Genomic DNA, 10824 nt, shown 5'->3' with positions numbered 1-10824 from the left:
CGAGTCCATCCAATTACAGGGATTGTGTAGGTGCGGCTATTTGGGCTCGGGTGTTGCTATCCATTGGCCGAGGACTTTCTGGTAGTTGCCTGTCACCTTGGCCAGGTGCAACCACTGATCGACGTACAGCTTCCAGGTCATGTCATCACGCGGTAGCAAGTAAGCCTTCTCGCCGTACTGCATGAATTGCTTCGGGTTTACTGCGCACAGACCGGGTTTGAGTTTCTGCTGATAGAGCGCTTCCGAAGCATCGGTGATCATCACGTCAGCCTTCTTGTCCAGCAGCTCCTGGAAGATGGTCACGTTGTCGTGAAGGCGCAATTGCGCCTTGGGCAGGAAGGCGTGAACAAAGGCTTCGTTGGTGCCGCCGGCCGGTTCCACTAAACGAACCGAAGGCTGGTTGATTTGCTCGACGGTCTGGTACCGCGCCTGATCTTCGCAGCGCACCAGCGGGATTTTGCCGTCGACGTCCAGCGTGGTGCTGAAGAAGGCTTTTTTCTGGCGTTCCAGCGTGACGGAGATGCCGCCGACGCCGATGTCGCATTTGCCCGCGAGCATGTCGGGCATCAGGGTTTTCCAGGTGGTCTGCACCCACTCGACCTTGACGCCCAGGCTGTCGGCCAGCGAGCGGGCCATGGCGATGTCGATGCCCGAGTATTCGCCGTCCTCGGCTTTGACGGTGTAGGGTTTGTAGTCGCCCGTTGTGCACACGCGCAGTTGGCCCTGTTGGATGACGCTGTCCAAGTGCGATGGCTCTGCCTGAGCGGCAAACGATAGAGCGAGCAGGCCACCGAGCATCATTGTGCTTTTCAGGTTGTTCATTGTTATCCGGCTTCCATGATGGAGTGGGGGCTGAGAGTACTTACTTTCTGCTGCACCACTCAACATCATCCTGGGTTTTCAACTCGGTCTCGATTCGCGAGAGCTATTGCCCCGCCACCTCCATTTCCGGACTCAACGTCCCCAACCAAGCCACCACCCCCACAATCAACACCGCCGCCGCCAATTCAACCACCACGCTGCGCCGCAACGTATTCGCGGCCACCCGATACTGACCCTCACGCAACGATCGCTGCAAAAACGGCCCCAGGTGAAATCGGTTCAACGCGGCGAGCACCAGCATCCCGGCAAACAGCGCGATTTTGATGGACAGTAAAATCCCGTAGGTGCTGAGCAATACATCGTCGAGCGTTGGGCCGACGATAAACAGGTAATTCACGACGCCCGTGACCGTGATGACGGCCACGATCACCGCACCCACCCATTCAAATCGGCTGACTGCCCGAGCCAGCAATCTGATGCGTTCCTCGGTTTGCAGATCGTTGATCTTTACCATCAAGGCAAGCGCGACCAGCGCACCGAACCAGGCCCCCGAAGCCAGCAGATGCAAGATGTCAGTGATGAAATGCCAGGAACGACGGTCACCTTCATCCATCGCCCCATGACCGCTCCAGGCCAGGCTGGCCAAGGCGGTAGCGCCGGCGAAAGATGCGATCAGCAGGCTGAATCCGGGTGCACGGTGATTGAGCATCACCGCCAGACCGGCGATAACCAGCGCGACGATGCGCACGACCCAGGCCAACCCGACATCGGTCTCAAGCACCATCATCTCGATAGGCGGACGCAGCTCGGCAAAGTCCGTCTCACCGCTCATGGCGCTCGCCATCATCACCATGCTGGCGACAGAAAGCAGCACACCCAGCAACGCCGACCCCGTCAACATCGACCGAAACGGCAGCGCTACTCCTGACACCCGTTCCTGTTCTTTCAGGCTGTACAGCCCAAATAGCGCCACCCCAAACAGCAGCATCAAATCCACATACAACCCAAAGCGCAGTGCAATGCTGACCGAGTCGCTCATCAATCACTTCACTTTGAACGTGACGTTGCCGGTGATCGGGTGAGTGTCCGAAGACACGGCGCGCCATTCGACTTTGTAGCTGCCGGTAGGCAGTGGCGAAAGCGGTGTGATGACCATGGTTTTCGGATCGCTACCACCAGAGACTTTGGCTTTCATGGGCATGGGGGAGTGCGCCATGCCAGGCATTTCGGTCATGACCAGTTTCGCGCCGGAAAACTGGGTCATGAGGTTTTCGGAAAAGTGCAGTTCGATGTTGCCGGGTGCCGCGCCATCCGCACCTTCCGCCGGGGTGGAGGAGAGCAGTTTCGGGTGGGCTTGAGCGAGCGCGCTCATGAGCAGCCCAATGGTAACAGCGGTAATTTTAATCATGCGCATGCAAGGCCTCTTGCCGCTTTAAGCGGCTGTTTTTTTGGTTGTTGAGTTAATGCGTTTAGAACCACATCCGAACGCCAAGAACGAGGCGTGCTTCGCTGCGATCCTCACCTTCATCGTTGGCGTAGTCGGCGGTTTTGCCGTAGGTGCGGTTCCAGGTCACGCCGATATAGGGCGCGAATTCCCGGCGGATTTCATAGCGCAATCTAAGGCCGGCTTCGGTGTTGGATAACCCGGAACCGATGCCCCGTTGCGGATCGTTTTTGCCGTAGACGTTGAGCTCGGCGGTCGGCTGCAGAATCAGTCGGTTGGTTAGCAGGATGTCGTAGTCGCCTTCCAGCCGCGCGGCGGTTTGGCCGCCTTCGCCGATGAAAGCAGTGGCTTCGGTTTCGAAGTTGTACAGCGCCATCCCTTGCACGCCGAGCGCGGCCCAGGTTTGCGGGTCGCCAGGTTTGAAGTCCTGGCGAACGCCGGTCACCACGTCCCACCACGGGGAGATCGCGTGGCCCCACAGGGCCTGGATTTCGGCGTCTTCGGTTTTGCCGTTGGTGCGTTCGCCTTCGGAGCGCAGCCACAGGCGATCGATGTCGCCGCCGATCCAGCCGGAGAGATCCCAGGCCAGGGTGCTGCCGTTGTCCGCGTCCTGCCATTCGAGTTTTTCGGCGAGCAAGTAATGGTTGAGCGCGGTGTCATGCACCTTGTGGCCGGACGGACTGCCATACGCGGCCGCGCGGTCGGCATCGGTCAGCGCCGGGATCGGCGTGCGGCTTTCGGTCGGCGCGGCGGGCTGCATCTGGCCGTCGTCCATGCTTTGCATTTGGCTAGGGTCCATGCCCTGCATTTGGCTGTGATCCATGCCCTGCATCTGGCTATGGTCCATGTTCTGCATGTCGTCGGTGGCGGCCATTGCCGAAGAGAGTGTCAGGCTCGCGGTCACGAGTGCCAAAGCGAGGGGAGTGAGTCTGGTCATCGGTAGGCGCCTCATTCTTCCACCCGAACTTCACGGAACATGCCCATTTCCATGTGGTACAGGAGATGGCAGTGATAGGCCCAACGGCCGAGCGCATCGGCGGTCACCCGATAGCTGCGTCGGGAACCGGGTGGCATGTCGATGGTGTGTTTGCGCACCATGAACTCGCCGTTTTCGTCTTCGAGGTCGCTCCACATGCCGTGCAGATGGATCGGGTGGGTCATCATCGTGTCGTTGACCAGCACCACTCGAACCCGCTCGCCGTATTTGAGGCGCACAGGTTCGGCGTCGGAGAACTTCACGCCGTTGAACGACCAGGCGAATTTCTCCATGTGGCCGGTGAGGTGCAGTTCAATGGTGCGACTGGGCTCGCGGCCGTCCGGGTCTTCGAAGGTGCTTCGCAGGTCGGAATAGGTCAGGACGCGGCGGCCGTTGTTGCGCAGGCCGAGGCCGGGATCGTCGAGTTTGGGGGCGGTGGTCATGGCTTGCATGTCCACCAGCGGGTTGTCTTTTTCCGTCTCGGGATGGGACTGCATGCCGGGCATCGCCATGGCGCTGTGATCCATTCCCGCCATGCTGCCGTGATCCATTCCGCCCATGCCCATGTCATCCATGGTCACCAGCGGTCGAGGGTCCAGCGGCGGTACCGGCGCGGATAAACCGGCCTTCGCTGCAAGCGTGCCGCGTGCAAACCCAGTCCGATCCATCGACTGGGCGAAGAGGGTGTAAGCCGCTTCGGTCGGCTCGACAATCACATCGTAGGTCTCCGCCACCGCAATGCGAAACTCATCGACACTCACCGGTTTGACGTGCAGCCCATCCGCCGCGACCACCGTCATTTTCAGCCCGGGAATGCGCACGTCGAAGTACGACATGGCGGAGCCGTTGATGAAGCGCAGGCGCAACTTCTCGCCCGGTCGGAACACACCCGTCCAGTTCGAGTTCGGCGCCTGGCCGTTCATCAAGTAGGTGTAAGTTGCGCCGCTGACGTCGGCCAGGTCGGTGGGGTTCATCTTCATTTCGGCCCACATCTTTCGATCGGCGACCGTGGAGCCCCAACCTTTCTCGCTGACGTCGTGGATGAAATCTCCCACGGTGGGCTTGTTGTAGTTGTAGTAGTCGGATTGTTTTTTCAGCGTCTTCATCAGGCTGACCGGGTCTTCATCGGTCCAGTCGGTCAGCATCACCACGTAATCGCGGTCGTACTGGAACGGCTCCGGTTCCTTGGCGTCAATCACCAACGGCCCATAAACGCCGGACTGCTCCTGAAAACCCGAATGGCTGTGGTACCAGTAAGTGCCGTTCTGCCGGACCTTGAACTGTTAGACGTACATGCCATCCGGCTCGATGCCGTGAAAGCTCAGCCCCGGCACGCCGTCCATGTTGGCTGGCAGTAAAATGCCGTGCCAGTGAATGGAGGTGTCGACGTTGAGTTTGTTCTTCACCCGCAGCGTCACCGTGTCACCTTCGCGCCAGCGCAGCAGGGGGCCGGGAATACCGCCGTTGATGGTCATCGCGGTGCGCGGGTTGCCGGTGATGTTGACCGGGGTTTCACCGATGAGCAGGTCGAAATCGGTGCCCGCCAGCACCTGAGGCTCGCCGGGACTGGTGACCGCCCAGACAGGCGTGCGCCATAACCCGAGGCCGCCAAGGAGCCCGCCCGCGGCAAGCCCCTTCACGAAGGTGCGTCTTGATGTGTTGGAATGCATGCCGTGTTCCCGGTCCGTCAGCGAGAGAGCTTGACGACGAGGTTAACGGGCGGTGCCTTTCAGCAGGCTGAGGCGCAGATTACAGTTTTGACAGGTTCAAACCGTATCTATTGGCGAGAATTGGGTGTTGACGCTGCGGCGACAGTGCCGCCACCGCAATTGATATACGAAGACGACTTCAACCAGCGTTGATCCGGATAGTAAGAAAACAACAACTGCCCATCTTTCATCGAATCAATCAACTTGTGCGCAATCGCCGGCCGCACAGCCGGACAACCCAGGCTTCTACCGATCCGGCCATTCGCTCGTGCAAGAACCGGGCTGACATAAGGCGCGCCGTGAATAACGATCGCCCGCTCATATGCGTTGTCGTTGAAACCCGGCTCCAGACCTTCCATGCGCAAGGAGTAACCGTTCTGGCCGACATAGCTCGACTGGGTGCGGTACAAACCGAGGCTGGTGGCAAAGCTTTCATTCTGGTTGGAGAACTTGACTGCCATGTTCTCGCCGCTGTTGCGACCATGGGCAACCAGTTCGTGGAACAGCAATTTACGTTTGTTCAGATCGAACACCCACAACCGTTGTTCGGTCGAAGGCAGTGAGTAGTCGATGACAGCAAGTCTTTGGACAGGTGCTTTACCTTGGGCCAAGCTGCATTGGGTGGCGCGCACTGCAAGCCCAATGACTTTGGCGTTGGCGCCGGGTGCTGCTTTGAGCAGCGCGGCTTCAAGCGAATCGGCGTAGGCTGCCGGTACTGAAACTGACGTCAGCAGCAAGGCCGAGAATAGGAAATCAAAGCGGTCTAGTGCCATATGTAAGTCTCACATTAATGTTTCGAGTCTAGCAGTGTGCAGGATGCTAGCCGTTGAATACGGGGCGATTAAGGATTATCCATGGGGCAGTTAACAAGGTTATTCGTCATAAGCCGCATCTTTTTTATGGGCTTTCTGATCAGCGGCGTAGCGATTGCAGAAACTTCGCCGATTGAGGCGGTATCTGCCGTCATCAGCAGAACTGGCGCAGCACCTGACGATTACGTCGCTCAAACGATTCAGGCGGCACTTGAGCCATTGAGTTCATCGTTTCCACCCTTGCTCACTGCCCGTGGCCATCAACGGGTGGATCCGGGCCGCGTGGTCATGGATTTTTACATGCACCGGGGTTATCGCTCGGCCTGGGCGAACGACAGCGATGTCATTCAGTTATTGAAAAGCCTGAGCGAGACCCAGGCCGACGGACTGGACCCTGCGGACTTTCATATTGATGAGTTGGCGAAGGCCAGAGCGTCGATGCAGGCAGCAGAGCCGACGGTGGCGCAACGGGCGGCGTTCGATATCGCGGCCACCCGGACCTTTATCACGGCGCTGCTGCAATTGCGGCGCGGCAAGGTTGACCCTTCGCGTCTGGACATCCATTGGAATTTCGACCCTGTCGGCGCCGATCCTCGTGGAGACATGAATAACTTGTTCGCCGCGCTCGATGCTCATGACGTGGCGCGCGCCTTCGCACAGGCGCCACCACAAGAGGCGGTTTACCGCAGCCTGCGTGTGGGCCTGGCGCAATTGCGCAAGGTTCGGGATGCGGGCGGCTGGCCGAAGATTGCCGAAGGCCAATCGCTCAAGCCAGGCATGGATGACGCAGCGGTCGCGCAGTTGCGAGCACGTTTGGTGGTGGGTGGTTATCTGGCCCCCTCAAAGAAGCAACGCACTGATTACGACGACAGCGTCACCGCGGCGGTGAAAAAGTATCAAACCGAGCAATACCTGGGGGCGGATGGCGTGGCGGGGGGCGCGACACTGGCGGCGTTGAATGTGCCCGTAGAGGCACGGATAGACCAGGTTCGGGTGAACATGGAGCGTGCGCGTTGGTTGCTGTACAAACTCCAGGGCACTTTTGTCGTCGTTGATATTGCGGGATACAAAGTGGCGCTTTATCGCGACGGTAAAGCGATATGGCGGTCCCGGGTTCAGGTCGGTAAGCCGTTCCGCAGTACGCCGGTGTTTCAATCCGAGATTACTTATGTAACGTTCAATCCCACCTGGACTGTGCCACCGACCATCCTCGTCAAAGACATGCTGCCCAAGATTCAACGAAATCCTGGCTACCTTGCCGCCAACCGTATAAGAGCCCTTGATCGAGAAGGGAATGTGCTCGATCCGTCGACCATCGACTGGGATAACGCGCGCGGTATCACGCTGCGACAGGATGCCGGGCCGGATAACTCGCTGGGGCAGGTGGTCATTCGGTTTCCCAATGAATATTCGATTTATCTCCACGACACGCCGCATCGCGAGTTGTTTGCGCAATCACGCCGAGCCACCAGTTCAGGCTGCATACGAGTGGAGAACCCACTGCAGTTGGTAGAACTACTGTTCAACGACCCGGTTCGTTGGAACAGTGCCGGGATACAGGCCCAGTTGGCTAACGGCAAGACCGAAAACATCAGGCTGCCCGTCAAGGTACCGGTGCTGTTGGCTTACTGGACGGTGGACCTGAGTAACGATGGTCGAGTGATGTTTAAACCCGATGTCTACGGGTACGATTCCGCAGTACTACGGGGACTGAATCTGCCTTCGGAACTGCCCGTTCTGGATGTGTGACGAGCAGGAACTTGCGCTGTCGCGACGGGGCAAAACCGGCAATGGCCGTGAAGGAGGCGGAACTTGCTATCCGTATGTAACGGGCAGGTCATCAATGCACCAACGATGCAAGCGCTCTGCGTTAACCTTTGCGCTCCGTCGCAGACTCCGGGGTTGGTGAAGCCAAAAGGTTGGCTCACCCGTTGAAAACTATCACAATGTAAAATAGTCACCGATCATCGATGTAAAGGGATAGGAAATTGAAGATGGATGTTGCGCAAAAAAAACCGTCACTCAACACAGGCATGCTTGATGTGCATGACCTCGATGAGTGCCGCAACATTCGAAAAGGTGCCGTGTTTATCATTGCCTCGGGGGCGTCCGCTAAAGATTTTCCGCTGGAAAAGTTTGCGGACGTTCCGATGATCACGATGAACGGCGCCATTTCCATGTTTTCCGGGACAGGTATCAAGCCGTTCTTTTATGCCTGTACGGATCAAGGCTTTTCCCGACAGCAACCCGAACTGTTTTCAGAGGCCATGCGCATCAGTCAGCGGGTTGCACTGTGGCAAGAGCACATCTGGCATACGACGGTCGCGCCTGAGGGCGAACTGTATTTACTCGGCCGAGCACCCAAGCTCTCCTGGACGGACCTGGTTTTCAGGGCCGATAAAGAACTCATCAGAAGTCGCAAACTCGGAACTGGCCGTAATAGAACCCTTGGTTTCAGCAAGAACCTTAAACGCGGTTATTTTGATGCCCGTACGGTGGCCTATCTGGCGTTACAGATTGCCTATCACGTGGGGTTTACCAAGGTGTTTCTGGTCGGTGTCGACTTGAATCAGTCGGTCAGCCGTTTTTACGAAGGGGGCGATACGTTAGCGTCGCCATGCCTGCTCGATCAGCATTTTAATACGAGAATTCTGCCATCGTTCGAGATCTTGTCGAAGTACGTCGTGGATGAGGGTTTTCAGGTCTACAACTTGTCCCATTCCTCAAGGATTCCGGGCGAGCTCATTCCCCGAGTGACGCTGGATGAGATCGACACGTTGATCTAAACGTTGTTCGTGCTTTATTGAAATGGGCGCCCGCGAGGCGCCCATTTTTTTTGTTTGTGATTTATCGACCGTCAACCGTTCGGCACCTGCGTCAGATCGCAAATCAGCGTCGCCTAAGCTTTGATTTATCCGGACATTCTTCCGGTACTTACAAGGAAGGTGTGGCATGACTTTACTAAAATTCGGCGCGTCGCTTCTGATGGTCTGTTTGGCAGGCTGCGCAACCAGCAGTAGTTATGAACCACCACCGGTTCCGGCATCAGCGATGACGCTAGACGATGGGCAAATTCATAGCACGTTAGTGGGTAAGCAGTTTTATGGAACCACCCGGCAGGGCAGTCATCCCTACTCGATCAGGTTTTTAGCCGATGGTATCGATGTGTTCGAGATGGCGCCTGACGCGCCGGAGAAAGAACGGTGGACTCTCAAAGACGGTGTTGTTTGCGTTATACCTAACAAGTACCCAACCGAGTGCAGCCAAGTGAAGGTTGCCAATAATGAGTATTGGTTTGTCGACCCAAAGAACGGGAGAGTCAACGCGCATTTGAAGCTCACGCCTTGATGGTCGTGAAGGAATGGGCGCTCGCAGTATGCCCATTCTTTGTGATCATGCCTGGCCCAGCTCGTCCCGCAAAAACTCTACCAGTGCCCGTTGCAACCCGGTCAGCGCTCCCTCGCGGCTGATCAACGCCAACTCGGTTTGCGGCAATTTGGGCAGGTCGGTGCATACACTGTGCTCAGGCAATACTGCCGAAGCGGGCAACACCGATACGCCCAAACCTGAAGCCACCGCGGCCTGAATGCCCGTCAGGCTATGACTGCCAAACGCTACCCGCCAGGGCCGCTGAGCCACATCCAGCAGGCGGATGGCCCGCTGACGGTAAATACAGCCCTGCGGGAACAGCGCCAGTGGCAATACCCCGTTGACTGAATCCACACCAGCACCTTTGACCCACACCAACACTTCCGGCCAGGCTGCCCAGCACGGCCCGCTGTCCGGTTCGCGCTTGACCAGCGCAATGTCGAGGGCGCCCGCGCTTAGTTTCTGTTTGAGATCGGTGCTCATGCCGCTGACGGTTTCCAGGCGCGCTTCAGGTCTGGCCCGGTTGAAACCGGCGAGAATGACTGCCAGCCGCCGAGCGTCGAAATCCTCCGGTACACCGATGCGCAGGATCTCGAGATCGAGGTCACTGGCCAACGCTTCAACCGCTTCAGAGGACAGCGCCAGCAAGCGCCGGGCATAGTGAATCAGCAGTTCGCCATGCTCGGTGAGGCTGACGTTCTGCCCGGTCCGATCACGCAGCAACAGCGTATGCCCGACCAGTTCTTCGAGTTTACGAACCTGTTGGCTCACCGTGGATTGGGTCCGATGCACGCGTTCGGCGGCGCGGGTGAAGCTGCCTTCGTCGACCACGCAGACGAAGGTCTTGAGCAATTCGAGGTCGAGCATGGCGGCTTCCTTGATATTTGATTTGTCACTGACGAGTCGATATTAATTTAATTTCACACTATCACCAATGGCTCGTAGTCTGAAGATCACCTTTCAGAGGACACGAACATGGCACTTAAAAACACCCCGCGCCCCGAGTGGCTGACCTTCGATTGTTACGGCACGCTGATTCAGTGGGATGAAGGCTTGAAGGCCGTGGTCGCCGAGATTTTGCGCGACAAGGGCGACCACGCCGTTGATGTCAATCGGCTGATCGAGGTGTACGACCGGCATGAACACCGCCTGGAGCAGATCCCGCCGCATCGCTCGTTTCGCCAATTGAGCACGCAGGGGTTGCACCTCGCCCTGGAGGAGTTGGGGCTGGCGAGCGCGCCTGAAGACAGTCAGCGGCTGGCCGGGGCGATCCCGCGGATGCCACCGTTCCCCGAAGTGGTCGAAACGCTTGCGCGGCTCAAGGCGATGGGGTTCAAGTTGTGCATCGTGTCCAACACCGATGACGACATCATCGCCGGCAATGTTGCGCAACTCGGTGGGCATATCGACCGGGTCATCACTGCTCAGCAGGCCGGTGCCTATAAGCCGAATCCGCAGTTGTTTGACTACGCTCATGAACAGCTCGGCGTCAGTCGCGATCAGGCGGTGCACATCTGCGCCAGCCCGATGCTGGACCACACTGCCGCCCGCGACATGCACTTTCGCTGCGTCTGGATTGACCGCGGCACGGGTCGGCAATTGCTACCGGACTATCAACCCGATGCGATATTCAGCACGCTGGATCAGGTCGTGCCCTTGTTCACATCCCTTGGCTGGTAAAACACGGAGTCG

General features: G+C 58.0%; 10 protein-coding genes and 1 pseudogene. 4 read left to right on the top strand and 7 right to left on the bottom strand.

Annotated features, from left to right (window positions below; all coding sequences use genetic code 11):
• Nucleotides 1–36: 36 nt before the first annotated feature.
• The 6 genes and pseudogenes from VD17_RS13615 to VD17_RS13590 all read right to left on the bottom strand — a co-directional run bounded on the left by VD17_RS13615 (nt 37) and on the right by VD17_RS13590 (nt 5724).
• Nucleotides 37–822, bottom strand: a complete 786-nt coding sequence (locus tag VD17_RS13615) for a transporter substrate-binding domain-containing protein (RefSeq protein WP_046054250.1) — start codon at nt 820–822, stop codon at nt 37–39.
• Between the two features lie 103 nt (nt 823–925).
• The gene (gene copD, locus VD17_RS13610) at nt 926–1861 is read right to left on the bottom strand and encodes a copper homeostasis membrane protein CopD (RefSeq protein ID WP_046054249.1); all 936 of its coding nucleotides are present in this window, start codon (nt 1859–1861) and stop codon (nt 926–928) included.
• A gap of 3 nt (nt 1862–1864) precedes the next feature.
• Nucleotides 1865–2236: a copper homeostasis periplasmic binding protein CopC gene (gene copC / locus VD17_RS13605; RefSeq protein WP_046054248.1), complete on the bottom strand. Its 372-nt coding sequence runs from the start codon at nt 2234–2236 to the stop codon at nt 1865–1867.
• A 55-nt stretch (nt 2237–2291) separates the two neighbouring features.
• Nucleotides 2292–3203 carry a copper resistance protein B gene (locus tag VD17_RS13600; RefSeq protein ID WP_046054247.1) on the bottom strand — a complete coding sequence of 304 codons (912 nt, stop codon included), beginning with the start codon at nt 3201–3203 and terminating at the stop codon, nt 2292–2294.
• A gap of 11 nt (nt 3204–3214) precedes the next feature.
• A pseudogene (locus VD17_RS13595) lies at nt 3215–4912 on the bottom strand (copper resistance system multicopper oxidase).
• Nucleotides 4913–5019: 107 nt separating this feature from the next.
• The gene (locus VD17_RS13590; protein ID WP_046054246.1) at nt 5020–5724 is read right to left on the bottom strand and encodes a murein L,D-transpeptidase catalytic domain family protein; all 705 of its coding nucleotides are present in this window, start codon (nt 5722–5724) and stop codon (nt 5020–5022) included.
• Nucleotides 5725–5805: 81 nt separating this feature from the next.
• Here VD17_RS13590 and VD17_RS13585 point away from each other — a divergent pair, with 81 nt between their 5' ends.
• The 3 genes from VD17_RS13585 to VD17_RS13575 all read left to right on the top strand — a co-directional run bounded on the left by VD17_RS13585 (nt 5806) and on the right by VD17_RS13575 (nt 9111).
• A complete protein-coding gene (locus tag VD17_RS13585; RefSeq protein ID WP_046054245.1) occupies nt 5806–7512 on the top strand; it encodes a L,D-transpeptidase family protein in 1707 nt (568 codons plus the stop codon).
• Nucleotides 7513–7757: 245 nt separating this feature from the next.
• Nucleotides 7758–8549: an LPS biosynthesis protein gene (locus tag VD17_RS13580; RefSeq protein ID WP_046054244.1), complete on the top strand. Its 792-nt coding sequence runs from the start codon at nt 7758–7760 to the stop codon at nt 8547–8549.
• 166 nt (nt 8550–8715) lie between these two features.
• A complete protein-coding gene (locus tag VD17_RS13575) occupies nt 8716–9111 on the top strand; it encodes a hypothetical protein (RefSeq protein WP_046054243.1) in 396 nt (131 codons plus the stop codon).
• 45 nt (nt 9112–9156) lie between these two features.
• On the opposite strand, the gene VD17_RS13570 is transcribed toward VD17_RS13575, so the two are convergent.
• A complete protein-coding gene (locus VD17_RS13570) occupies nt 9157–9999 on the bottom strand; it encodes a LysR substrate-binding domain-containing protein (RefSeq protein ID WP_046054242.1) in 843 nt (280 codons plus the stop codon).
• Between the two features lie 108 nt (nt 10000–10107).
• Between VD17_RS13570 and VD17_RS13565 the strand changes: the two genes are divergently transcribed.
• Nucleotides 10108–10812, top strand: a complete 705-nt coding sequence (locus VD17_RS13565; protein ID WP_046054241.1) for a haloacid dehalogenase type II — start codon at nt 10108–10110, stop codon at nt 10810–10812.
• Nucleotides 10813–10824 lie beyond the last annotated feature (12 nt).

Source organism: Pseudomonas fluorescens (assembly GCF_000968015.1).
GTDB lineage: Bacteria > Pseudomonadota > Gammaproteobacteria > Pseudomonadales > Pseudomonadaceae > Aquipseudomonas > Aquipseudomonas fluorescens_W.
Note: the sequence above shows the minus strand (reverse complement) of the source record. Positions and strands in the feature narration are given on the sequence as shown.